The following is a 23,168-nucleotide window of genomic DNA, read 5'->3' as shown; positions in this document are numbered from 1 at the left end:
TAGCCCGAAGTGTGCGCGATTGACAGTGTGATTGATAGGGCAAGTGACAGTGAGATTGACAGGGCGATTGCGCTCGCCCAATCCACGCCGCCCATGGCCACTGCTGCCGCCTCGAAGAGCTATGCGCTCCCCCGCGACCTGCCGCTCGACAGCGGGCAGGCCCTTTCGGGCGTGGAGATCGCGTACGAGACCTATGGCAAGCTGAATGCTGACAGGTCCAACGCGGTGCTGATCTGCCATGCGCTGACGGGCGACCAATATGTCGCCTCGACCCATCCGATGACCGGCAAGCCCGGCTGGTGGGAACGGATGGTCGGCCCGGGCAAGCCGATCGATACCGATCGCTTCCACGTGATCTGCGCCAATGTCATCGGCAGCTGCATGGGCTCTACCGGTCCTGCCTCCAAGGCGAGCGACGGGTCGCCCTATGCGATGCGCTTCCCGGTCATCACGATCCGCGACATGACCCGCGGGCTGGTCGCGCTGCTTGACGGGTTGGGGATCGAGAAATTGCACACCGTCGTCGGCGGATCGATGGGCGGAATGCAGGCGCTGAGCCTCGCGGCCAACTTCCCCGAACGCGCCGAACGGGTCCTCGCGATTGCAACCACGGCGCGCCATTCGGCGCAGAATATCGCCTTCCACGAAGTGGGGCGGCAGGCGATCATGGCCGATCCCAACTGGAACGAAGGCAATTATTATGACGGCGAAGTGCCCGCTGCCGGGCTCGCCGTGGCGCGCATGGCTGCGCATATCACCTACCTCAGCGAGGAAGGGCTGACCGAGAAGTTCGGGCGCCGCCTGCAGGATCGCGACTCCAAGAGCTTCGGCTTCGATGCCGATTTCCAGGTGGAAAGCTATCTGCGCTATCAGGGCTCGGGCTTCACCCAGCGTTTCGATGCGAACAGCTATCTCTACATCACCCGCGCGATGGACTATTTCGACCTCGCGGAGGAGCATGGCGGACGGCTCGCCAATGCCTTTGCCGGTACGAGCGCTCGTTTTTGCGTGGTCAGCTTCGACACCGACTGGCTCTATCCGACTTCGGAAAGCCGCCACGTGGTCCATGCGCTGAACGCGTCGGGAGCCAAGGTCAGCTTCGTCGAGCTATCGGCGCCTTTCGGCCACGACAGTTTCCTGCTCGACGTGCCCGCGCTCGACCGCGTGGTGAAGGGGTTCCTCGAATGAGCCCCGAGCAGAAAAGCGCGCTACGGCCCGACCTCGCCGTCATAGCCGAGCATGTCGCACCGGGCAGCCGCGTGCTGGACATTGGCTGCGGGGATGGCAGCCTGATGGCGGAACTCACCTCGCGCAGCGATGTCGATGCGCGCGGCATGGAGATCGACGGCGAACTGGTCGAACGCTGCGTCGCGCGCGGGCTATCGGTGGTGCAGGGCGATGCCGACCGCGATCTTGCGGACTATCCCGACAAGGCGTTCGACTACGCGATCCTCTCGCAGACGTTGCAAACCGCCGCGCGTCCCGACCGCATGCTGGACGAACTGCTACGCGTCGGTAGCAAGGCCTTCGTCAGTTTTCCGAATTTCGCCCATTGGCGGATGCGCCGCGACCTGCTGGTGCGCGGACGCATGCCGGTGACGCGCCACCTGCCCGTCAGCTGGTACGAGACACAGAACATCCACCATCTCACCGTGAAGGACTTCCACGCTCTATTGCGCGAAATGAACGTCACGGTGGAGGCTAGCTGGTTCTTCGCCGGCAATCGGCAGGTCGGCGCCTCGGGCGCCAATTGGCGCGCCGAGTTCGCCGTATTCCTGCTCAGCCGCTGAGGGCTGCCGATCGGGTCACCCCATGCGGTGTAGCGCGCACAGCTTGTTGCCGTCGGGATCGCGCAGATAGGCGAGATAGAGGCCCGAACCCGGGCGCTCCCCCGGCGGGTCTTCGATCGCCGTACCACCGGCCTCTACGCCTGCGGCATGCCACGCGTCTGCCTGTTCCGGCGTCATGGCGAAGCCGATGGTGCAGCCGTTGCCATGCGTTGCGGGCTTGCCGTCGATCGGCGGCGTGACGAGGAACGCGCTGCCGTTATGGAGATACATCAGACGACCCTTGTCATCCTTGATCCCTTCCTGGCCGCCCATTGCCTTGAAAGTTGCATCGTAGAACTTCTTCGATCGCTCGATGTCGTTCGATCCGACCATCATGTGACTGTACATGCTTGCGTCTCCTCTTCCTAATTCTCAGCGAGCGGTAGCATGGGGTTCATCCGCGCTGCTATAGGCAATCGGCATGAGCACTTTTCTTTTTGCAGCGGCGCTGGTTGCCCTTCAATCCGTTCCCGCACAGTCCACCCCGCAGGCTGAAGCGCAGCCCTATGTCCCGCCCGTCGCGCTATCGGCGGAGAGCAACGCCGCCTTGCGGTGCTCGGCTGCCTTCGCGCTCGTCTCCTACGGGCAGGCCAACAATAACGAGGCGGCGCGGCAATGGCCCGACCTCGACGAGCGGGGCCGCGAGTTCTTCGTTCGCACGATGGCGCAGATCATGGACGAGACCGGCATGGGCCGCGAAGACGCCGCGCGTATGGCGCAGGCGGAGGCACAGCGGCTGCTGGAGTCGGGCGAGATCGATCAGGTCATGCCGGCCTGCCTCGCCATGCTCGACCTGTCGGGGCTTTGATCGACACCTTTTCGTTCAGCTTTCGCTAAGTGAAGATGAACTAAACCCTCGTGTAAGCCGGAATGATGGTCAGAACTCATGGCCCGGACATTTCGCGCGCAGATCGAGCACGGGGGTAGCTGACGATCGTGTGCGCCGCCCGCTGGCTTCGGCCGGCGGGCAACTCTTTTTGCCAATTAGTTATGTGGACGGAGCGTGCTGCTTGAGGCATTAGCAATGCCAAGTATGTGGCGCCTCTACCAATTCCCTCTTTGTCCGTTCAGTCGCAAGATCCGCTTGCTCATGGGCGAGAAGCAGATCGCGTACGATATGGTGCGCGAGGACCCCTGGGCTGCGTCGGACATGTTCTACAACCTCAATCCGGCAGGCCGCACGCCGGTGCTGGTCGATGCGGAGCGGGAGATCGTGCTGTCGGACAGCCGGGCAATCTCCGAATATTTCGAAGAGACGGTCGACAAGGCGCCGATGATCAACGGCACTGTCGCCAACCGGGCCGAGATCCGCAGGCTTGTCGCCCTGTTCGACGAGAACTTCTACGCCGACGTCACCGCGCCTCTTCTCTCCGAACGAATGAAGAAGCGCATCGTGCTGCGCCAGCCGCCCGATTCGCGCGCGCTGCGCGAAGCGATGAAGATGGCGCACGGGCATCTCGACTACATGGACTATCTGATCGATAACCGCCCCTGGCTGGCGGGTTCGCAGATGAGCCTTGCCGATCTCGCCGCGGCGGCGCAGATCTCGGTCGCGGATTACCTCGGAGGGATCGACTGGAAGGGGCACGAACAAACGCGCGGCTGGTATTCGGTGTTCAAGAGCCGCCCGAGCTTCCGCCCGCTGCTGACCGAGCGGATGGAGGTGATCCAGCCGCCTGCGCACTATGCGCAGATAGATATATAGTTTCGCGCGGCGCTCGAGATTGAATTCCGACGCGATCACACCAATTCCTGGATTGAGCCAAACGGTCGCGCAGCGACCGCAAGCGCGACTGCGCGCCCGCAGCGCCGCGACCTTCGCACTGATGTAGCGAAGCGACAGGGCAACAGGTCGCAAGGCGCGAGGATAGCCAAGGGGCCGGATGGCCCCGCCGGCGCTTGAGGAGAAAACAGATGACCGATAACCCCAAGAACCTGACCGAAGCCGAATGGCGCGAGCGCCTGACGCCCGAGCAATACCACGTGCTGCGCGAGGCGGGGACCGAGCGCGCCTTCACCGGCCAGTATGACAAGCATTACGAGGAAGGCACCTACACCTGTGCCGGTTGCGGAACCGTGCTGTTCGAAAGCGATGCGAAGTACAACAGCGGCTGCGGCTGGCCGGCCTTCACCAAGCCGGCCGAGAACGACAAGATCGAGGAAAAGCGCGACATGTCTTTCGGCATGGTTCGCACCGAAGTGCTGTGCGCCGAATGCGGCGGGCATCTCGGGCATGTTTTCCCAGACGGCCCACCCGAAGAGGGCGGCATGCGCTACTGCATCAACTCGCTCAGCCTCGATTTCGACGAGAAGAACGACGGCGAAAAGGACGGGGAATAGGCGGGAATACCCCGTTCACGACGCGTTACAACTCGCCTATGCAGTTTGAGCCCATGCAGGGTGGCAAGCGAGTGACTGACGAGCGGTGAATTCCAAACGCGGAGCAAAGATGCGCATGAAGCGTGGCGGCAGGCGAGCCGCGTCGCAGCAGCTTGCGCAGGAAACGCGCTCGTCGGGCAAATCCCGTCGGCGCAAGTCAGGCGGCGGTTCGGGCGGCTCCGGCGAGGGTTCGCGCGTCGGTCGCTGGTTCAAGCGTTTGGCGATCTGGGGCGGCGGCGCCGCAGTCCTCGTCGCGCTGATGATCGCCGTGGCGGTCGGTTTTGCCGCGCGGTCCATCCCCAGCTACTATCAGCTCAAGACGACGCAGAATGCGCAGACCATTCTCGTGCGCGCGCGCGACGGCAGCGAGATCGTCGAACTCGGGCCGAGTTTCGGCGAATGGCTGTCCTACAGCGAAATCCCGACTTCGATGAAGCAGGCGATGGTGGCGGTGGAAGACCGTCGCTTCTTCTCGCACTACGGGATCGATCCGATCCGGACCACCGGCGCCATCATCGAAGGGTTTACCGGCAGGCGCGAGCGCGTAGGCGGTACATCGACCATCACTCAGCAGTTGGCGCGCAACGTCTTCCTCAACAACAACCGCACCATCGACCGCAAGTTGCGGGAGGCCGTGCTGGCGATGGCGCTCGAATGGAAATTCTCGAAGGAACAGATCCTCGAGCTCTATCTCAACAAGGTCTATTTCGGCGGCGGTGCCTACGGCATCGACAGCGCCAGCCGCAACTTTTTCAGCCATCCGGGGACGACGCTCTCGACGGCGGAAGCGGCGATCATTGCCGGTCTCGTGAAGGCGCCCTCGCGCTATTCACCGACGGCCGATGTCGATGCGGCGGTCGATCGTGCGCGGGTGGTCCTCATGCTGATGGAACAGCAGGGCTTCATCACTCCGCAGCAGGCTTCCGTGGATGTCGATGCGGTGAAGCTCAAGAAGAGCACCGGGCAGAACTCGGTGCGCTATTTCACCGACTGGGTGCTGCCGCAGCTCGACCTGCTACTGCCCGAAACCTTCGAGCCGATCGAGGTATGGACCACGATCGACGTCGGCATGCAGCGCGCTGCGACCGCCTCGATCAAATCGAACACGCCGGACGGGGCGCAGGGCGCGCTGGTCAGTCTCGATCGCGACGGCGCGATTCTCGCCATGGTCGGCGGGACCGATTACGTCGAGACGAATTACAACCGTGCGACGAACTCGATGCGCCAGCCGGGCTCGGCCTGGAAACTGTTCGTGTTTCTCGCCGCATTGGAAGCCGGCTACACGCCGGATGATCGCGTGGTCGATACGCCGGTGACGATCAACGGGTGGAGCCCGCGCAACTCCTCGGGCCGCAATGTCGGCGAGATCGATCTGCGCACCTCCTTCGCCTATTCGATCAACACGGTCGCAGCCCAGCTCGGCAACGAAGTCGGCTTCGGCACTGTCGCTTCGATGGCGCGGCGTTTCGGCATTACCACGCCGATTTCGACCTACCCTTCGATGGTGCTCGGCTCTTCCGAAGTGCGCCTGATCGACATGACCCGGGCCTTTGCCGCGGTGTCGGCGCGCGGCACCTCGGTGGAGCCTTATGGCGTGACCAAGGTCACAACCGCAGGCGGGGAAGTGCTTTATGAGCACGAGGCGACGCGCGCCTCGAAACTGGTGCCGGACTATGTCGCAGCTGGCATCACCGACCTGTTGCAGACGGCGGTCAACACCGGCACCGGCAAGGCGGCGCAGATCGGCCGCCCGGTAGCGGGCAAGACCGGCACGACCAGTTCCAACAAGGATGGCTATTTCGTCGGCTTTTCCTCAGGCATCACGACCGGGGTGTGGATGGGACGCGACGACAATCAGCGCGTTGCGGGCCTGCAGGGTGGCCGCGCGCCGGCGCAGGCTTTCGCGGCCTTCATGCGCTACGCCGTCAAGGATCGCCCGGTCGAGGAATTCGACACCGATCTCAAGCTGCCCGAATGGCAACTCGAACCTGATGACGAATACTTCTTCGGCGATCCGGACGACTATTATTTCATCGACGAGCAGGGCAATCTGATCGAGCCGGGCCGGGGCCAGCAAGTCGATGAAAACGGTCTGCCGTTCCCGGTCGAAGGCGAGCAGGTGCCGGGGGACGATCGGCAACCTCGCTCCGATGGCGGCGGCGAGGACTCTCAGGCGGCCAGCGACGATTTTCTGGAGCGGGCCACGGGGCAGCAGCTTCCGCCCGATCCGCAGAGGCCTCCGATGCCGCGCACGATCCGTCCCTCGGACAGGCCGAACGAGCGGAACCGCGAACAACCACCACCGCCCAATTAAACGCCGTCCTCCCGGACCGGAGTGGCAAACGAAAAAGGCGCCGCGGATCTCTCCGCAGCGCCTTTTCTTTTCGGCAGTTGGCCTCGCCTAGCGCAGACGGATCGGGAAGTAGGCCGTCTGGCCTCCGCGCCGCTGGATGCGCAGCAGCACAGCATCCCGGCCGCCAGCTTCTGCTTCGGCGATAATCGCCTCGAGGTCGGCGATTTGCGCCACCGCGCGATAATTAGCGGTGAGGATGATATCGCCGCGGCGCAGGCCCTTGCGGGCGGCATCGGCATTCGGATCGACCGCGCCGATGACGAGACCGGTCAGGTCCTCATCCGCGCCCAGCTGGCGCGCGATCTGCGGGGTCATGGTCATGACCTGCAGGCCGAGCTTTTCCTCGATCAGACCGTCCGAGGTCTCGGGCCCGGTTTCGGGCTCGGCATCAGGGTCGAACATCTGCTGCTGACGCAGCTCTTCCTCGCTCGGACGCTTGCCGACGGTGGCCTGCACCGTGCGGCGTTCGCCGTCGCGGACCAGCTCGATCGGAATGCGCGTGCCGGGGGTGATGTTGGCGACGAGGAAGGACAGGGTCTGCTCTTCGGTCACCGCCTGGCCATCGATGCTGATCACGACATCGCCCGGACGGATCCCTGCGCGGTCGGCCGCGCCATCGGGCTGCACGGTCTGGACGAACTCGCCGCGGTTACGCGGCAGGCCGAGCGAATCCGCGAGATCGTCATTGATCGGCTGGATGCTCACGCCCAGGAAGCCGCGTTCGATTTCCTCGCCCGCGCGCAGCTGCTCGACAATCGGCGCGGCGACGTCTGCAGGGATGGCAAAGCCGATCCCGACGCTGCCGCCGGTGGGCGAGATGATCGCGTTGTTGATGCCGATCACATTGCCCTGCATGTCGAACAGCGGGCCGCCCGAATTGCCGCGGTTGATGCTGGCATCGGTCTGGATGTAGCGGTCATAGGCACCGCCGCCTGCGTTACGCAGCACGGCGGAAACGATCCCGCTGGTAACCGTTCCGCCAAGGCCGAAGGGATTGCCGATCGCGATCACCCAGTCGCCCGCGCGCACATCGCCCGACCGTCCGAACTCCACGAAGGGGAAAGTGCGGTTGGCCTGGATTTTCAGGACGGCGAGGTCGGATGCCGCGTCGGTACCGACGAGCTCGGCTTCGTACTCCGTCCCGTCAGGCATGGTGACGGTGATCTCTTCCAGCGTCGCGCGATTGTTCGGCGATACGACGTGGTTGTTGGTAACGACATAGCCGTCCGACGAAATGATGAAGCCCGAGCCGAGCGACTGCGCCTCGCGCGTCTGCGGCTGGCCGTTCTGTCCGCGATTGCCGAACAGCTCGGCAAATGGCGTTCCGGCAAAGGGATTGGTCTGCACCTGTACCCGCTGGCGGGTGGAGATGTTGACCACGGCCGGCTGCAATTGTTCGGTCAGGTCGGCAAAACTGGCAGGCGCGCCGGCTCGCGGCACGACCTGGCTCATCTGGCGTTCGTCATTCTGCGCCACCTGCGCTCCGGCGGGAAAGCCGGTGACGAGGGTGGCCGTTGCGCCGCCAAGGAGCAGCGCGGTTGAAAGTCCATAAACGTAGCGCACTGGCTTCACGTCCTCTCGTTCCTTTTCATGTCACGAGCGCTCGAGGCGCCCATTTGTTTCCGTTCTTCGGCCCGCATTCTGCCACAGAAAGCGGTGAACGCCCGTTGAACGGTCACTGCACCTGTGGGGCAGTATCAACCGTTCGTCGGACAGATGCCGTCCGCTCCGACCGGCCTGTCACTGGCCGCGGAACTGGCGGAAATATTCGCTGTCCTGATCGAGGATCATCGAGCTGTCGCCTTCACCCTGTTCGAAGGTCCGGCGATAACTCTCCATCGCGCGGTAGAAGTCATAGAACTCGGGATCCTTGCCATAGGCATCGGCATAGGTATTCGCCGCATCGGCTTCCGCTTCGGCGCGGATGATCTGCGCGTTCTTGCGGCCCTGTGCGCGGATGGTCTCCGCCTCTTCCTGACGGTCGGACTGCATGCGGGTAAACGCCGCCTGCAGCGGCGTGCCTTCGGGAAGGTCTGCAGCCTTGATCCGGACGTCGAGAATCTGCGCGCCATACTGCCGCGCCTGCCGGTCGAGCTGGGCAGTGATGTTGCTCATTGCATTGCCCCGCTCGGCGGTCAGCAGCGAAGCGAAGGTTCGGCGACCCAGCTCCTGCCTGAGGACCGAGGTCAGGATCGGTTCGAGCTGCATGCGAACATTGTCCTCATCGCCCGCACTCTCGACCGTCAGCGTCGGGTCGATGATGCGGAAGCGGGCATAGGCGTTCACGCGCAGGCGCTGCTGGTCGCTGGTGAGGACCTGCTGGTTGTCCATGTCGAGGTCGAGCACGCGGCGATCGATCATCTGCACCCGCTCGTAGAACGGAATGCGCGCAACGATTCCCGCATTGGTCTGGCCGTAAGGCACGTCGGGCCGGAAGATGTTCACCACGCGGTCGGGGTTACCTGCACGGATCACCACCGCCTGGTGCGTCTCGGGCACGATGACGAGGCTCATGATCGCGGCAATGACGAGGCCGATCAGAGCGACGAGGACGGGTTTGTAGTTCTGCCAGATGGTATCCATGGCTTACTGCTCTCCCGCCTGCTGCGCCCTCTGCTGGGCTTCGCGCGCACGGCGCTGGACCTCCGGCAAGGGCAGGTAAGGGGTTACCCCTTCGGCTCCGATGATGGTCTTGTCGGTTTTCGAAAGCACGCTTTCCATTGTCTCGTAATAAAGGCGACGCCGCGTCACTTCGGGCGCGAGGCGATATTCGCCGTAGATCTGGTTGAAGGCTGCCGCGTCACCTTCTGCCCGGGCGAGCAGCTGCTGCGCATAACGGCGCGCCTGGTTGATGTCGCGCTCGGCATCCTGCTGGGCGGCGAGCACGTCATTGAAGGCTTCGATGACCTGCTGCGGCGGGTCGGTCTTGTTGATCTCGATACCCTGCACCGCAATGCCCGAACGGTATCCGTCGAGAATATCCTGCATGCGCTGGCGCACGTTCTGTTCGATGTCCGCACGGCCTTCACCCGACAGCACCGTGTCGAGCGTCTTTTCGGCGACCGAGGCGCGCATGGCGGTCTCTGCCGCTTCCTGCACCGTTTCGGACGGATCGGCGAGCTGGAACTGGTACTGCTTCAGATCCTTGATGTTCCAGCGGATGAGATAGCTCAGGTCGACGAGGTTCTGGTCGCCCGTCAGGATCAGTTTTTCAGGGATAGTGACCGAGCGGATACCGCTGACGTTTTCCTTCTCCACCACCTGGATCGGCCAGGGGAGAGTGAACTTGAGGCCCGAATCGAGCGTCGTCGAATATTTGCCGCCGAACCATGTGACGACGGCCTCTTCGCGCGGCGCGATCTGGTGCGCGCTCGACACGAGAACCCATAGCGCCACGGCCGCGCCGATCAGCAGCGGGCCCCAGCTCTTGCCGCCGGGCCGCTCCGGCAGGCGGAAGTTCGGGCCGCCGGGGCCACCGCCCTTGCGGCGCGGACCTTCGGGGCCGCGGTTCTTGAAGATATCCTCGATGCTCGCGGACTTGCGCTTGCCGTCGCTGCCACCTCCACCGGGGAGCCACGGATTACGCGGGCCGCCGCCGTCGGAGCCGCCGCTTTCGCCGGAGGGGGCATCGCTGCTGCCGCCCGAGCCGGAGCCCGATCCGCCGCCATTGCCCCAGGGGCTTTTCTTGCCGGCCATCGCCAGCCCGAGTGATTTTCTGAACCCATCCAAGATCTGCATAACTCTCTTATAGGTAGCGTTCTGGGGAAAAACAGGGGTTGCGCGCGCGAATTTGATGCTAGTGCCCGCAGCAATGAGTGAACTATCCTTGATCGACCGTCTTCCTGAATCCCTCTCGGCGCGAGTCAAGTCTGCCCGCATGGTGAACGACCGCGCGGTTGTCGTCGTCGATGCGAGCGGCCTCGGCGCTGGCGAGCGCAGCGATGTGGAGCGCGCCATCACCGATATCCTCGGTGAAGAAGAGGGCGTGAGCGAGGTCCGCGTGGCGATGATGGCCGACAAGGTGCATCGCCGGATCATTGCGGTCGGGTCGGGCAAGGGCGGGGTCGGAAAATCGACGCTTACCACCAATCTCGCGGTCGCATTGCAGCGCATGGGGATGAAGGTCGGCGTGGTCGATGCCGATGTTTATGGCCCCTCGCAGCCCAAGCTGCTGGCGACCGAAGGGCAGAAACCGCGCGCCGAGAATGACAAGCTGATCCCGATCGAGAGCAAATACGGCGTGCCGGTGCTGTCGATGGGGCACCTCGTCAAACCGGCGCAGGCGCTCGCCTGGCGCGGTCCGATGGCGGGTAATGCGCTGTCGCAACTGGTCGATGCCGATTGGGGCGATACCGAGCTTCTGCTGATCGACCTGCCGCCGGGCACTGGCGATGTGCAGCTTTCGATGCTGCAGAAGCACAAGCCCGATGGCGCGGTGCTGGTGTCGACCCCGCAGGATCTCGCGCTGATCGACGCTGCGCGCGCCGGACAGCTGTTCGAGCAGGGCAAGGTGCCGATCATCGGCCTCGTCGAGAACATGGCAGGTTATCAGTGCCCCCATTGCGGCGAGACCAGCGATCCGTTCGGCAGCGGCGGTTTCGAGAAAGTCGCCGACAGTATCGATCTGCCGTTCCTGGGGCGCATTCCGCTCACGCTCGACATTCGCAAGGCCGGTGACAGCGGCGAACCGGTGGCCGCCTCCGATAGCGAGCAGGGCGATGCCTTCCGCGCAATTGCCGCGAAAATTGCCGATTGGCTGGCGCAGGAGCCTGCCTGACGATGGCGATCACCCGCCGCGGCCTGCTGACCGGCGCTGCATTGGGAGGCGGCGCAGTTATCGCATGGACGCTTTTCCCGCGCAGCTACCCCAACCCGCTCGAGCCGGGTCGCGATGAATATGCCTTCGATGCCTGGCTCAAGATCGGGAGCGACGGCGTGGTCACCGTTGCCGTGCCGCAGCTTGAGATGGGGCAAGGGATAACCACGCTCCTCCCGCAGATCGTGGCGGGCGAACTGGGCGCGGACTGGCGGCAGGTCGCGGTCGAACCCGCTCCCGTCAGTGGCACTTATGCCAATGTCCCGCTGGCGGCGCGCTGGGCTCCTCTCTGGATGCCCTTTGGCGCAGGTCTGGCCGACGAGCCCGATGATTTGCTGGCAAAGCGCTTCGCGCACCGCGCACGTTTTTCCGCCACGGCGGACGGCACCTCGCTTGCCGCCTATGAAGACGGTTGCCGTCACGCGGGGGCCTCCGCACGTGCCATGCTGGCGCAGGCAGCAGCGGCGCAATGGGATGTCGGCTGGGAGGAATGCGAGGCGGAGCGCGGCTTCATCATCCACGGCGACAAGCGCCTGAGCTTTGCCGAGCTTGCAGCGCAGGCCGCCGACTACGAGCCGCCCGATCCGCCGCCCCTGCGCCCCGAGGCTCCTGCAGAACAATCGCTGCCGGGCGAGGCGGAGGGCAACAGCGCCTTTCCCCGGCTCGACCTGCCGTCCAAGGTCGACGGACGGTTTCAGTTTGCCGGTGACGTGCGCCTTCCGGGCATGGTCCACGCCGCGATCCGGCATGGTCCGGTCGACAAGGCGGAGCTGACCGAATTCAATCACCTCAACGCGCGCGGCATTCGCGGGCTTGAAGGCGTTGTCCGCGGCAAGCGCTGGCTGGCGGTTGCGGCGAGCGACTGGTGGTCGGCCGAAAAGGCGCTCGATGCGATGAAACCGCGCTTCAAGGTCGATTATCTCGTCGATAGCGACGACTATGAGGAACGGCTCGATACCGCCCTGCGCGAGGGTGAGGCGCATCTGATCGCAGAACGCGGGAGCGGCTATTCGAGCGGCGGCAACGCCGACCTCGCCTTGCGCTACGACTTCGAACCGGGCGTTCATGCGACGCTCGAAACCGCCAGCGCGACCGCGCGGTTCGACGGATCGCGGCTGGAGATCTGGGCCGCGGCGCAGGCACCCGAGAGCGCGCGGCAGGCGGCAGCGAGCGCGCTCGATATCGGGGTCGAAGATGTCGTGCTCTATCCCATGCCCGCTGGCGGCAGTTTCGACCGCCGGCTCGAACATGACCACATCATCGAGGTTGCAATGATCGCCCGCGAGCTGGGCAAGCCAGTGCAGCTGACCTGGTCGCGTTGGCAGGAAATGTTGCGCACCCGTCCGCGCCAGCCCGCCGCGATTCTCGTGACGGCAGGAATCAGGGCCGAGGCACAGGGGCAGATCACCGGGCTCAAGACGCGCATCGCCACGCCGCCCGCCAATCGCGAGTTCGGCCAACGCCTGTTCGACAACAAGGTCAGCTGGGCCGCGGTGCGGGACACCAGCGGGGAGCCGGATGCGATGGCCTGCGAAGGGGCGATGCCGCTCTACGGCATTCTCGATGCAAGCGTCGAGCATGTGCCGGTCGAGATCGGCCTGCCGTGCGGGCGCATGCGCGGCAATGCGCATACCTACACCGCCTTCGCGATGGAGAGCTTCATCGACGAGGTCGCCCGGCGCAACAATCGCGAGCCGCTGACCTTCCGAATATCGATGCTCGGCGGCGATCCGCGCATGGCCGTTTGTCTCCAGCGAGCGGCGCGGCTGGCCGGCTGGGACGGCGGGATCGAGCAGAGCGGTCAGGGGATCGCCTGCCACCGTATCGGCGAGGGCGAGGATGCCGGGCGCATCGCCTGCGTCGCCAGGGCGCGGGCGGGCGAGGGCGGCGTGCGCGTCACCAATCTCACCGCGGTCGTCGACATCGGGCGGATCGTCAATCTCGATATCGCGCGCCAGCAGATCGAGGGCGGGCTTGTGTTCGGCCTCGCGAGCGCGATGGGGGCGAGCACGCGCTACCGCTCGGGCCTCCCGACGGTCCAGCGTCTCGGCAATCTCAACCTGCCCGCGCTGGAGGACTGCCCGGCAATCGAGGTCGACTTCGTCAATTCTTCCGCGCCGCCCGCCGATCCGGGCGAACTGGGCGCGGTGGTGGCAGCTCCCGCTATCGCCAATGCGCTCTATTCGGCGACAGGCTTGCGATTGCGCCGTCTGCCTCTACTTTCCGGCGGCATATGATGTATTTGTCTGATGTCACGAGGACCGCCGCGATGATGTGCGGCAGGCGCTTTCAAGAGGTTCCAGGCGCGGTTCCCTCCAGGGTGACCGCGTGACCTGGAAAGAACAGGCCCTCCCTGCAGACCACGTGCCCGTGAAGAGCGGCCGCGTCGGCGTGCTGATCGTCAATCTCGGCACGCCCGAAGCGGCCGAGCCGAAGGCGGTGAAGCGCTACCTCGGCGAGTTCCTGTCGGACAAGCGGGTGATCGAAATCCCGCAGATTATCTGGCAACCGATCCTGCGCGGGATCATCCTCAACACCCGGCCCAGGAAGAGCGCCGAGGCCTATTCCAAGGTCTGGACCGAGGGCGGCTCTCCACTCGCCGTCATCACCCGCGAACAGGCCGAGGGGCTGCAGGATCGCTTCGGCGAAGAGGCGCACGTTCGGTACGCGATGCGCTACGGCAATCCCTCGATCCCGGACCAGATCGCCGCGCTTCAGGAAGCGGGATGTGATCGTATCCTCCTCGCCCCGCTATATCCGCAATATTGCGCCGCCACGACCGCGACCGTGGTCGACAAGGCGGCAGACGCGCTCAAGTCCATGCGCTGGCAGGCGAGCCTGAGGACGCTGCCACCCTATCATGACGATTCGGCCTATATCGATGCGCTCGCCGTCGACCTGACACGCCAGCTCGATGCGCTCGCTTTCGATCCCGAAGTCCTGCTGCTGAGCTTTCACGGCATGCCGCAGCGTACGCTAGAACTCGGCGATCCCTACCATTGCCAATGCATGAAATCCGCGCGGCTCCTCGGCGAGAAACTGCAGCGCGACGGCATGCGTATCGTGACGACCTTCCAGTCGCGTTTCGGCCCGGCCAAATGGCTCGAGCCGGCGACAGACGACACGCTGATCAAGGAAGCGGAAAGCGGCACGAAACGGGTCGTGGTCGCGGCGCCGGGCTTTGCCGCCGATTGCGTCGAAACGCTCGAAGAGCTGGCGATTGCGGGTCGCGAGCAATTCACCGAAGCAGGCGGGGAAGACTACGCCGTGCTCAGCTGCCTCAACACATCCGACGCAGGCATGGACATGCTGGAGGCGATCATAAGGCGCGAATTGAGCGGGTGGATATAGGCGGCTGGATTTAGCGGGGCATATTACTTACACTGTGGTAAGTAACGCGCGCTAGAGAACCCAAATGGCTACCATCGCACCCGATTCCCCCGCCGCCCACAGTTCGGCCCCGAAGCATTGGACCGAGGGTCACCCCGATCCCGGCGATCTCGCCCACATCCCGGGCGAAGGCGGCTGGCCGATAGTCGGCAACACCTTCAAGATGCTCGCCGATCCGCATGGCTTCACCCGCCACATGGTCGAAACCTATGGCCGGGTTTACAAGACGCGCGCCTTCGGCGGCTGGAACGTCGCGCTGATCGGGGCCGAGGCCAACGAGATGCTCCTGATGAACCGCGACAAGATCTTCTCGAGCGAGCAGGGCTGGGGCCCGATCCTCGACCAGCTCTTTCCGCGCGGACTGATGCTGATGGATTTCGACCATCACCGGATTGACCGGCGTGCGCTATCGATCGCGTTCAAGCCCGATCCGATGCGTCACTATTCGGGCAGCCTCAATCGCGGCATATCCGAAACGGTAAAGGACTGGGGCGGCAAGCCGATGCAGTTCTATCCCGCGATCAAGGCGCTGACGCTCGATCTGGCTGCCGACAGCTTCATCGGCATTCCCTGGGGCCCGGAAGCGGACCAGATCAACAAGGCTTTCGTCGACGCGGTGCAGGCTTCGGTCGCGCCGGTGCGCCGTCCGCTTCCCTTCACCCAGATGAAAAAGGGCGTCGACGGGCGTGCTTTCCTGATCGATTTCTTCACGCGCGAAACGCATCGCCGCCGCGCCGAGGGCGGCGGGCAGGACATGTTCAGCCAGTTCGCCACGGCGACCCGCGAGGATGGCTCGCTGCTGCCGGTCGACGAAGTGGCCGATCACATGAACTTCCTGATGATGGCCGCGCATGACACTATCACGTCATCCGCGACATCGCTGATTTATCTCCTCGCCAAGAATCCCGAATGGCAGGAGAAGCTGCGCCAGGAAGTCATCGCGGTGACCGGCGGTCCCGATGCTTCGGGCAAGCCGCGGCCCCTGTCATATGACGATCTGGGCAAGCTCGAACTGACCGAAATGGCGTTCAAGGAAGCGCTGCGATTCATCCCGCCCGTCCCCTCCATGCCGCGCCGTGCGCTCAAGGCGTTCGAATATGGCGGCTATCGCATCCCGGCGGGTACGCCGGTCGGCATCAATATCAACTGGACGCACCATTCGGACGAGTATTGGGACAATCCCGAGACCTTCGACCCGATGCGCTTCACCAACGAGAAGGTGCGCGAGCGCCACAAATATGCTTGGGTGCCGTTCGGCGGCGGCGCGCATATGTGCCTCGGCCTGCACTTCGCTTACATGCAGGTGAAGATCCTGATGGCGCAGCTGCTGCAGCGTTACGAGATCGTGATCGAGGACGGGTACGACCCGGATTGGCAGGCGTGGCCGATCCCCAAGCCCAAGGACGGGCTCAAAGTGACCTTCCGTCCTATTTGAAATGAGGAATCCGGTTGCGTAGCAACCGCAAGGGCGACCGCCCGCCCGCAGCGATGCGACCGTCAGGTAGCGTGAGCGAGAAATCGCGCGCGCGGATGCGCGTCGCGCCAGCGTCAAAAGTCAATCGCGACGCCGTTCTTCTCCCAATCGCCATAGCGGGTCGGGCTGAGTTCCTCGTCATCCTCGACCGGTTTAGGTTCGGGCGGGGGATCGTTGGTCCAGTGCGCGGGCTTTTCGAAGCGCTTGGCCTCTTGTGATTTCTTTTGGGTCATGCCTGATCAACACTAAAGCTGGCGGAGGGTTTCGCTTCGATATAGGGGGCATGGCCAATGGCTGAAACCCCCGGACTTCCTGCAAGGCGCGGCGCGCTCAAATTGCTCGATGCCGTGCTGCGGCGCGGCGAAACGCTCGACCAGGCGGAAAAAGCCGCGCTCGGCGGGATCAAGGGGCCTGCAGACCGGGCGCTGGCACGCGCGATTGCGGGCGAGACCCTGCGCTGGCTGACCGACTTCGACGCGCTGATCGACAGCGCCACAAAGAAGCGCCTGCCGGAAGATGCCAAGCCGCGCGGCGTCCTGCGCCTGATGCTTGCGCAATGGCTGCGGCTCGGCACGCCCCCGCATGCCGTGATCGCGACCGCACTGCCGCTGCTCAGCGGAGGCCCTCGGCGGCTGGCACATGGTGTGTTCTCGACATTGACCAAGCGCGAAGTGACGCTGCCCGAAGCGCCGACGCTGCCCGATGCCGTGCGCATGCGCTGGGGAGGCATGGCGGAAGACATTGCTGCGGGCCTGACCGATCCGCCCGAAGTCGACCTGTGCCTCAAGGACGCCTCGGAAACCGCCTCCCGCGCCGTCGCGATGGGGGCGGGGAGTATAGTCCCGGGCCATCTGCGGATGCCGCGCGGTACGCCGATCGAGCGTATGCCGAGCTTCGAGGAAGGCGCGTGGTGGGTGCAGGACTTCGCTGCGCAGCTTCCCGCCCGCCTCTTGGGTGACGGAGGCGGCAAGCGTGTCCTCGATCTCTGCGCCGCGCCGGGCGGCAAGACGATGCAGCTGGCGAGCCAGGGCTGGCAGGTCACTGCGCTCGACATCAGCGAGCGGCGGATCAAGCTGATGCGCGACAATCTCGCGCGGACGGGGCTGGAGGCGGAGATCGTCAACGCCGATGCGCTTGCTTACAGGCCCGCCAAGGCGTTCGACGCGCTGCTGCTCGATGCGCCGTGCACAGCGACGGGCACCTGCCGTCGCCATCCCGATGTGCTGCACCGCATCGGCCCGCGCCAGATCGAGGAGATGGTCGAGGTTCAGCGCGCGCTGATCGCCCGCGCGATCGACTGGCTGCCCGAGGGGGCGACCTTCAACTACGCGGTCTGCTCGCTCGAGCGCGAGGAGGGCGAGGAACAGGCCGCCTGGATCGATGAGAGCTTCGACCTCGAGCCTCTGCCGATCACTGCCGATGAACTGCCCGACGGGATCGCACCGACTGAACAGGGCTGGTTGCGGACACATCCCGGCAGGCTGCCAGCGGCTGGCGGCCTCGACGGGTTCTTCATCGCGCGCTGGAAGAAATAGCGCGCGCAATATCTGTCTGCGCCGATGTAACCGATCGGCGGCTTCCAACGAATGGCCCGACAACGCGATGGGTTTGCCACCGTTCCTTGGAAAGCTGACATGAAACGATTTATTCTTCTTGGCTTCACCCATGCAGTGGCGCTTGCCATCGGTTTTGGCGCGGGCGTTTTCTTCCTTCCTATTCTCACGGCAGAGGATGCGCCCGATGCAGCCGTTCTCGAACAAGCCGCGAAAACCGCGCAATATTCCGCGACATTGACGCGTGACTTGCGCGGCAGCGACAGCCTGCACTGGGGCGAGGGAACGATCAGCGTGTCCGGGGTCTCCATTTCCCATCAAGGCGAATTGGCACCGGGCCCGGACTACAAGGTCTATCTCGCGCGAGAGTTCGTCGAGGATGAAGCCGGGTTCCAGGCATTGAAGGCTGACGCCGCCCTGATCGGGGATGTCAAAAGCTTCGACGGTTTCCTGCTGGACGTGCCGGAGGGGTTGAACGTGGACGAATACACGACCGTCGTCGTGTGGTGCGAAACCTTTGGCGAGTTCATCACCGCAGGCCGCTATCGGTGATCGTTTCGCTCGCTGAAGCTCATGCTGAGGCGCGCGCAGGACCGGTCGAGCTGGCTGATCGCAAGGGCAACAGAGCAATCTTCGCGCCCGGTCACCTCGATATCGATCGGACAGCCGAGTTCGACATAGCGGTGCATGTCCATCTCGCCATGCGTGACGAGGATCGGCGCGCCGCCTGCAACCTGGCTTGCAATCTGCCGCGCAATCTCGGCGAGGTGCGGCGCGTTCACGTGATCGCCCGAACCGCTGAAATAGGGATGGCCGGGCATCAGGCCGTTTTCCTTGCTGACGAGCGCCCGTGCGCGCTCGCCCTCCAGCTGTGAAACGAGCGGCAGTTCGCGCTCGCCCAGTCCGAGCAATTCGCGCGGCGCAAAGTCGAAATCCGCGAGGAGCGTCCGCGAGACCGCTTCCTTCTTCGAACCCTCGCGCCATTTCTCGAAATTGCGCGTGCGGAACACCACGCCCTTGCCGCGCATGGTGACGATCAGGCGGTCGGCGGCATCGTAGAGCCGGGTGATGAAGGCGAGATCGTCCCCGACCTGTGTCCGCTCATAAACGCCGCGCACCGCATCGCCCGCGTCGCGTTCGCCCAGGTTCCAGTCGGTCCAGGTCAGCGCACTCCACTTGCTTTCGTCGAGCGAACCCATGGCAGCACCCGCCCCGACGCTCGACCAGAAGTTCTGCGTCTGGATGACCACCGGATGCTGCGGGGCAAGCTCCAGCCAGGGCCATGCAGCGACGTCGGTCGAGCAGGCGAAGATGACCGCACCGCTCTCTGCCACCTCATGGGCCGAAGTATAGCCGGGGCCGGGCGGTGCGGGCATGGCGGGTCAGCCCTCTGCCTTGACCTTGTTCTGGAAGCTCTTGCGGAGCTTCATCAGCTTGGGCGGAATGGTCGCGAGGCAATAGGGGTTACGCTGCCCTTCGCCTTCCCAGTACTCCTGGTGGTAATCCTCGGCCGGATACCAGGTGGCCGGGCCTTCGACCTTGGTCACCGCGCCGCCACCGTTGTCTTCGTTCCAGCGTGCAATCGCGGCCTCCGCCTCGGCGCGCTGCGCATCATCGAGCGGGAAGATGGCGCTGCGATATTGCGTGCCGACATCATTGCCCTGACGATTGAGCTGCGTCGGGTCGTGCGTGCCGAGAAAGACGTCGTAGATTTCTGGCAGCGAGATAGTATCCGGATCGAAAGTGACGCGGATCGCTTCGGCATGGCCGGTCGTGCCCGAGCAGACCTGCTTGTAGGTCGGGTTCTCGACCGTGCCGCCAATATAGCCCGATTCCACTTCGCTCACGCCCACCACGTCGCGGAACACCGCTTCGGTGCACCAGAAGCAGCCGCCCGCGATGATCGCCTGTTGCTTGTCGCTCATAGATAACTCCGTATAGTTCCATTGGAACATAGGAGCGGCACCGCGGATTACCATGTCGGGTCGCAATTCACGTGAATGTCGTGGGAATGGGAGTGATTGATGCGTAAACTGATCGGAACGGCAGCCTTGGCACTGGCGGCGAGTGCGATGGTAGCAACGCCTGTCCTGGCGCAGGAACAGAAGAAGTCGAACACCAGGCAGGTCCTCGGCAGGCTGCTCGACACGGTTCTGGGTCCTGAAGAGAAAGAGGAAGCTGCGGCTGAGGCCGCCGCTACTGAGGGGCAGCAACTCGGTTCGCTCCAGCAGGTGCTTGCCGATGATCGCCGCGACGAAGACCGTGCGCGCGATAAATATCGCCACCCTGCCGAAACCCTCGCTTTCTTCCAGGTCGAACCGGGCATGACCGTTGCCGAATATGGCCCGGGCGGTGGCTGGTACACCCGCGTGCTGGCACCCTACATCGCCCCTGAAGGCCGCTACGTTGCCCTCACGGGCGATACCGAGATGCGGACGTTCAGAGATGCGGATCAGGAAGCCGAAGCCCGCGCGTGGCCGAGCACTTTTCCTGCCGCTGCAGCAGAGACGACCGGCGTAGCTGCCGACAGGATTTCCGCCTTCGAGACCGACGAAGTCCCCGAAGCGCTGGCCGGTTCGATCGATCGCGTGCTGATCTTCCGTTCGATGCACGGGCTGTGGAACGCCAACATGGCCGATTCGGAACTCAAGAACATTCATTCCATGCTGGCAGATGACGGGATGGTTGGCGTGGTGCAGCATCGCGCCCCTGCCAATGCGAGCTATGCCGACGTCAATCCGGCGCGTGGCTACATGCGCCAGAGCGATGTCATCAAGCTGTTCGAACTGCACGGTTTCGAACTCGTCGGTAGTTCCGAAATCAACGCCAATCCCAAGGATCCCGCCAACTGGGAAGGCGGCGTCTGGACGCTTCCGCCGGTGCTCCGCTACGGCGAGGCAAACCGCGATGCCTATCTCGCGATCGGCGAAAGCGACCGCATGACGCTGCTGTTCAAGAAGGCTGACTGACGCCCCTCGGGCTGTTCAAGCAGCTCAGTCAGGATTAAAGGGCGGCGGCATGAGAGAAATCACCGTTGCCGCCCTTCAACTCGCGCTTGGCCGCACTGAGGCATCCGAGAATATCGACGCCGTATCCGAGCTCGTCGAGCAGGCTGCCGCGCGCGGTGCGGAAATCATCCTGCCGCCCGAACTCTTTTCCGGCCCCTATTTCTGCAAGACCGAGGAAGAGGCGCTGTTTGCGCTGGCGCGTCCGACGCTCGAAAGCCCCTCGGTCATCGCCATGCGCAAGCTGGCAGCGAAGCTGAAGGTCGCAATCCCGACCAGCTTCTTCGAGCGTGATGGACACCATTATTACAACACGCTCGCCATGATCGATGCCTCGGGCGAGATCATGGGCACCTATCGCAAGAGCCATATCCCCGACGGGCCGGGCTATGAGGAAAAATACTATTTCCGCCCGGGGAATGACGGGTTCAAGGTCTGGGACGTGCCAACGAGCGCGGGCAAGACCCGCATCGGCGTCGGCGTGTGCTGGGACCAGTGGTATCCCGAATGTGCAAGGGTCATGGCGCTGAAGGGCGCGGAACTGCTGTTCTACCCCACCGCGATCGGCTCGGAACCCTATGACGCGGACCTCGACACGAGCCGGATGTGGCAGCGCGCGATGGTGGGCCACAGCGTCTCCAACTGCATGCCCGTGATCGCTTCCAACCGGATCGGGAAGGAAGTCGAAACCGGCAGCGAGCAGGCCTTTTACGGACACTCCTTCATCACCAACGAATGGGGCGACATGATCGCCGAGTTCGGCAAGGAGGAAGAAGGCGTGCTGGTCGCGACGCTCGACCTCGACCAGGCCGCGACGCACCGCGCCGGCATGGGTTTCTTCCGCGACCGCCGCCCGCAGCTTTACGGGCGGATCTGCGAGGATGTCTGATCGCGTGCCGGAGACTTAGTCCCCGGCCAGTTCCTTCAGCATGATGTACCAGTGGTCGAGGCCGTTGAAGAAGCCGTCGACATACATCCGCTCGTTGAGCCCGTGCGCATACATGTCCTGCGGCCGACTGCCCGCGCCTGAAATCGCCACCGTGTCATAGCCGAGCGTGCGGTAATGCATGCCGTCGGTCCCGCCCGATTCCATATAGGGCAGGATCGGGATCGGTTTGCCGAAGCGGGTTTCGAGAGATTTCTCGAGCGCGGCCCGGACATCGTCGCGTAGCGCGCTTTCGGGGCTCTCGGTGACATCGGTTATCAGCTTGAAGCTGACGTCGTCATTGCCCACCACCTCGCGCAAGGTTGCCTCGGTTGCGGCCGCTCCGACACCCGGGAAGATCCGGCAATTGACCGTCGCGGTCGCGCTTTGCGGCAGCGCGTTTTCGGCATGGCCCGCGCGCAGCATGGTCGCGATGCAGGTGGTGCCGAGCGTGCCGACCGTTTCCGGATTCGCGCGCAGCGTGGCGATGGCGTCCGCATCGGTCGGGTCTGCGGCAAAGGCACGCATCGCTGCGCCGAGCTCGCCTGGAACCGATTGGCCGAGCGCGCCGAAATAGCTGCGCGTCAGCGGCGTCGCCTGAACGGGGAAGCGATGGTCGCGGATATTGGTGAGCGCGTCGGCCAGCTCGTAAATTGCATTGTCGGCTCTCGGACGAGAGGAGTGCCCGCCGGGATTGGTGATCGTCAGCTCCCAGGTGGCGAAGGTTTTTTCTGCGGCCTGCACGCGCTGTGCCAGCGGCTGGTAGTCGTCTGACAGGCCAACACCGCCCGCATCGGAATTGAGCACGAAGGCAGGATCGACGTTCTCCGCCACCCATTCCGCCTGCGCGCGGGTCGAGATCATGCCGGTTTCCTCGTCGCCCGAAAACACGAGATAGAGATCGCGGTTCGGCGTCCAGCCTTCGCGTTTCAGCCGCAGGAAGGTCTGGGTGAGGTTCATGATGCCGTATTTGTTGTCCATCGTGCCGCGCCCGAAGAAGTAGTCTTCCTCGAAGGTCAGCTTGAACGGATTGCGCTCCCAATCCTCGGGCAGCGCATCGACCACGTCCATATGGCCGAGCAGCACGATCGGCTTCTCGCCAGACGATCCGTCGCCCCGGTAACGCACGATGAGGCCCTGGGTCGGCTCGCCTTCGCTGTCATAGTCGGTGACCATGATATCCTCATCGGCGAAGCCCTCTGCCTTCAGCCGTGCGCGGAGATAATTGACCATTGCCGGGACCTGCTGGTGCCCGCGTGCGGTGCGAAAGCCGACGATGTCGCCGTAGATATCGAGCGCGATTTCCTGATCGGTGGTCAGGTTCATGATGTGCCCCTCATGCGCGGCCAGCGGCGCAGAGACCGCCAGTGGCGATACGGCAAGCGACGAGACAGCAAGTGACAGCAATAGCGGCTTGAGACGCTTCATCGGGATTCCCTCCTCC

22 protein-coding genes are annotated in these 23,168 nt (G+C 64.1%); 14 read left to right on the top strand and 8 right to left on the bottom strand.

Annotated elements, in window-relative coordinates:
* The first annotated feature begins 93 nt into the window (after positions 1 to 93).
* Positions 94 to 1,188: a homoserine O-acetyltransferase MetX gene (gene metX, locus CCE89_RS04840; protein ID WP_086436834.1), complete on the top strand. Its 1,095-nt coding sequence runs from the start codon at positions 94 to 96 to the stop codon at positions 1,186 to 1,188.
* Positions 1,185 to 1,790: a methionine biosynthesis protein MetW gene (metW, locus tag CCE89_RS04835; protein WP_143255962.1), complete on the top strand. Its 606-nt coding sequence runs from the start codon at positions 1,185 to 1,187 to the stop codon at positions 1,788 to 1,790. The genes metX and metW overlap by 4 nt, the downstream gene beginning before the upstream one ends.
* Before the next feature lie 15 nt (positions 1,791 to 1,805).
* Here the strand turns inward: metW and CCE89_RS04830 are convergent, their stop codons facing one another.
* Positions 1,806 to 2,177: a VOC family protein gene (locus CCE89_RS04830; protein WP_086436833.1), complete on the bottom strand. Its 372-nt coding sequence runs from the start codon at positions 2,175 to 2,177 to the stop codon at positions 1,806 to 1,808.
* Between the two features lie 73 nt (positions 2,178 to 2,250).
* Here CCE89_RS04830 and CCE89_RS04825 point away from each other — a divergent pair, with 73 nt between their 5' ends.
* The 4 genes from CCE89_RS04825 to CCE89_RS04810 all read left to right on the top strand — a co-directional run bounded on the left by CCE89_RS04825 (position 2,251) and on the right by CCE89_RS04810 (position 6,522).
* A complete protein-coding gene (locus tag CCE89_RS04825; RefSeq protein ID WP_086436832.1) occupies positions 2,251 to 2,637 on the top strand; it encodes a hypothetical protein in 387 nt (128 codons plus the stop codon).
* A gap of 225 nt (positions 2,638 to 2,862) precedes the next feature.
* Positions 2,863 to 3,534 (top strand): glutathione S-transferase family protein, encoded by a 672-nt coding sequence (locus tag CCE89_RS04820; protein WP_086436831.1) that lies wholly within the window; start codon positions 2,863 to 2,865, stop codon positions 3,532 to 3,534.
* 209 nt (positions 3,535 to 3,743) lie between these two features.
* Positions 3,744 to 4,169, top strand: a complete 426-nt coding sequence (msrB, locus tag CCE89_RS04815; RefSeq protein WP_086436830.1) for a peptide-methionine (R)-S-oxide reductase MsrB — start codon at positions 3,744 to 3,746, stop codon at positions 4,167 to 4,169.
* A gap of 109 nt (positions 4,170 to 4,278) precedes the next feature.
* Positions 4,279 to 6,522 carry a transglycosylase domain-containing protein gene (locus CCE89_RS04810; protein ID WP_407640387.1) on the top strand — a complete coding sequence of 748 codons (2,244 nt, stop codon included), beginning with the start codon at positions 4,279 to 4,281 and terminating at the stop codon, positions 6,520 to 6,522.
* Positions 6,523 to 6,609: 87 nt separating this feature from the next.
* Here CCE89_RS04810 and CCE89_RS04805 read toward each other — a convergent pair whose 3' ends face one another.
* From CCE89_RS04805 to hflK, 3 genes are all read right to left on the bottom strand, one after another.
* The gene (locus CCE89_RS04805) at positions 6,610 to 8,133 is read right to left on the bottom strand and encodes a Do family serine endopeptidase (protein WP_234989940.1); all 1,524 of its coding nucleotides are present in this window, start codon (positions 8,131 to 8,133) and stop codon (positions 6,610 to 6,612) included.
* A 168-nt stretch (positions 8,134 to 8,301) separates the two neighbouring features.
* Positions 8,302 to 9,144 carry a protease modulator HflC gene (gene hflC, locus CCE89_RS04800; RefSeq protein WP_086436828.1) on the bottom strand — a complete coding sequence of 281 codons (843 nt, stop codon included), beginning with the start codon at positions 9,142 to 9,144 and terminating at the stop codon, positions 8,302 to 8,304.
* 3 nt (positions 9,145 to 9,147) lie between these two features.
* Positions 9,148 to 10,257, bottom strand: a complete 1,110-nt coding sequence (gene hflK / locus CCE89_RS04795; protein WP_086437019.1) for a protease modulator HflK — start codon at positions 10,255 to 10,257, stop codon at positions 9,148 to 9,150.
* Between the two features lie 115 nt (positions 10,258 to 10,372).
* Here hflK and CCE89_RS04790 point away from each other — a divergent pair, with 115 nt between their 5' ends.
* From CCE89_RS04790 to CCE89_RS04775, 4 genes are all read left to right on the top strand, one after another.
* A complete protein-coding gene (locus CCE89_RS04790) occupies positions 10,373 to 11,338 on the top strand; it encodes an Mrp/NBP35 family ATP-binding protein (protein ID WP_086436827.1) in 966 nt (321 codons plus the stop codon).
* A gap of 2 nt (positions 11,339 to 11,340) precedes the next feature.
* Positions 11,341 to 13,614: a xanthine dehydrogenase family protein molybdopterin-binding subunit gene (locus CCE89_RS04785; protein WP_086436826.1), complete on the top strand. Its 2,274-nt coding sequence runs from the start codon at positions 11,341 to 11,343 to the stop codon at positions 13,612 to 13,614.
* A gap of 91 nt (positions 13,615 to 13,705) precedes the next feature.
* Positions 13,706 to 14,728 carry a ferrochelatase gene (hemH, locus tag CCE89_RS04780; protein ID WP_086436825.1) on the top strand — a complete coding sequence of 341 codons (1,023 nt, stop codon included), beginning with the start codon at positions 13,706 to 13,708 and terminating at the stop codon, positions 14,726 to 14,728.
* A gap of 64 nt (positions 14,729 to 14,792) precedes the next feature.
* The gene (locus CCE89_RS04775) at positions 14,793 to 16,202 is read left to right on the top strand and encodes a cytochrome P450 (RefSeq protein WP_086436824.1); all 1,410 of its coding nucleotides are present in this window, start codon (positions 14,793 to 14,795) and stop codon (positions 16,200 to 16,202) included.
* Positions 16,203 to 16,315: 113 nt separating this feature from the next.
* Here the strand turns inward: CCE89_RS04775 and CCE89_RS04770 are convergent, their stop codons facing one another.
* Positions 16,316 to 16,474, bottom strand: a complete 159-nt coding sequence (locus CCE89_RS04770) for a DUF1674 domain-containing protein (RefSeq protein WP_086436823.1) — start codon at positions 16,472 to 16,474, stop codon at positions 16,316 to 16,318.
* Between the two features lie 57 nt (positions 16,475 to 16,531).
* On the opposite strand from CCE89_RS04770, the gene CCE89_RS04765 reads away from it, so the two are divergent.
* Both CCE89_RS04765 and CCE89_RS04760 read left to right on the top strand, forming a co-directional pair.
* Entirely contained in the window at positions 16,532 to 17,776 is a 1,245-nt protein-coding gene (locus CCE89_RS04765; protein WP_086436822.1) for an RsmB/NOP family class I SAM-dependent RNA methyltransferase, read from the top strand.
* A gap of 99 nt (positions 17,777 to 17,875) precedes the next feature.
* The gene (locus CCE89_RS04760; protein WP_086436821.1) at positions 17,876 to 18,346 is read left to right on the top strand and encodes a DM13 domain-containing protein; all 471 of its coding nucleotides are present in this window, start codon (positions 17,876 to 17,878) and stop codon (positions 18,344 to 18,346) included.
* On the opposite strand, the gene CCE89_RS04755 is transcribed toward CCE89_RS04760, so the two are convergent.
* The gene (locus tag CCE89_RS04755; protein ID WP_086436820.1) at positions 18,337 to 19,170 is read right to left on the bottom strand and encodes a hotdog family protein; all 834 of its coding nucleotides are present in this window, start codon (positions 19,168 to 19,170) and stop codon (positions 18,337 to 18,339) included. The genes CCE89_RS04760 and CCE89_RS04755 overlap by 10 nt on opposite strands.
* A 6-nt stretch (positions 19,171 to 19,176) precedes the next feature.
* Positions 19,177 to 19,719 carry a peptide-methionine (S)-S-oxide reductase MsrA gene (msrA, locus tag CCE89_RS04750; protein ID WP_086437018.1) on the bottom strand — a complete coding sequence of 181 codons (543 nt, stop codon included), beginning with the start codon at positions 19,717 to 19,719 and terminating at the stop codon, positions 19,177 to 19,179.
* Positions 19,720 to 19,818: 99 nt separating this feature from the next.
* Between msrA and CCE89_RS04745 the strand changes: the two genes are divergently transcribed.
* Together CCE89_RS04745 and aguB are read left to right on the top strand one after the other, a co-directional pair.
* On the top strand, positions 19,819 to 20,763 hold the full coding sequence (locus tag CCE89_RS04745) for a class I SAM-dependent methyltransferase (RefSeq protein ID WP_234989939.1): 945 nt from the start codon (positions 19,819 to 19,821) through the stop codon (positions 20,761 to 20,763).
* A 49-nt stretch (positions 20,764 to 20,812) separates the two neighbouring features.
* A complete protein-coding gene (aguB, locus tag CCE89_RS04740) occupies positions 20,813 to 21,688 on the top strand; it encodes an N-carbamoylputrescine amidase (RefSeq protein ID WP_086436818.1) in 876 nt (291 codons plus the stop codon).
* A gap of 15 nt (positions 21,689 to 21,703) precedes the next feature.
* On the opposite strand, the gene CCE89_RS04735 is transcribed toward aguB, so the two are convergent.
* Positions 21,704 to 23,152: a M20/M25/M40 family metallo-hydrolase gene (locus tag CCE89_RS04735; RefSeq protein ID WP_086436817.1), complete on the bottom strand. Its 1,449-nt coding sequence runs from the start codon at positions 23,150 to 23,152 to the stop codon at positions 21,704 to 21,706.
* Between the last annotated feature and the right edge of the window lie 16 nt (positions 23,153 to 23,168).

This window comes from Altererythrobacter xiamenensis (assembly GCF_900177715.1).
Taxonomy (GTDB): domain Bacteria; phylum Pseudomonadota; class Alphaproteobacteria; order Sphingomonadales; family Sphingomonadaceae; genus Erythrobacter; species Erythrobacter xiamenensis.
This window is presented reverse-complemented; position numbering and strand designations above follow the sequence as displayed.